This is a genomic window from Streptomyces sp. BK79 (assembly GCF_044142145.1).
Lineage (GTDB): Bacteria > Actinomycetota > Actinomycetes > Streptomycetales > Streptomycetaceae > Streptomyces.
Genome location: NZ_JBHVOC010000090.1, coordinates 1 through 679, shown reverse-complemented (window position 1 = coordinate 679; position 679 = coordinate 1). Strand labels below are relative to the sequence as shown.

The 679-nt window shown below is 57.7% G+C and carries 1 rRNA gene; it reads left to right on the top strand.

Features of this window, described 5'->3' with window-relative positions:
- Positions 1–49: 49 nt before the first annotated feature.
- Positions 50–679: ribosomal RNA gene (locus tag ACFIF2_RS35905) — 23S ribosomal RNA — on the top strand; the annotation flags it as partial.

Genomic DNA, 679 nt, shown 5'->3' with positions numbered 1-679 from the left:
GGGTGGTTGGTCGTTGTTTGAGAACTGCACAGTGGACGCGAGCATCTGTGGCCAAGTTTTTAAGGGCGCACGGTGGATGCCTTGGCACCAGGAACCGATGAAGGACGTGGGAGGCCACGATAGTCCCCGGGGAGCCGTCAACCAGGCTTTGATCCGGGGGTTTCCGAATGGGGAAACCCGGCAGTCGTCATGGGCTGTCACCCGCTGCTGAACACATAGGCAGTGTGGAGGGAACGCGGGGAAGTGAAACATCTCAGTACCCGCAGGAAGAGAAAACAACCGTGATTCCGGGAGTAGTGGCGAGCGAAACTGGATGAGGCCAAACCGTATACGTGTGAGACCCGGCAGGGGTTGCGTATGCGGGGTTGTGGGATCTCTCTTTCACAGTCTGCCGGCTGTGAGACGAGTCAGAAACCGTTGATGTAGGCGAAGGACATGCGAAAGGTCCGGCGTAGAGGGTAAGACCCCCGTAGTCGAAACATCAGCGGCTCGTTTGAGAGACACCCAAGTAGCACGGGGCCCGAGAAATCCCGTGTGAATCTGGCGGGACCACCCGCTAAGCCTAAATATTCCCTGGTGACCGATAGCGGATAGTACCGTGAGGGAATGGTGAAAAGTACCGCGGGAGCGGAGTGAAATAGTACCTGAAACCGTGTGCCTACAAGCCGTGGGAGCGTCG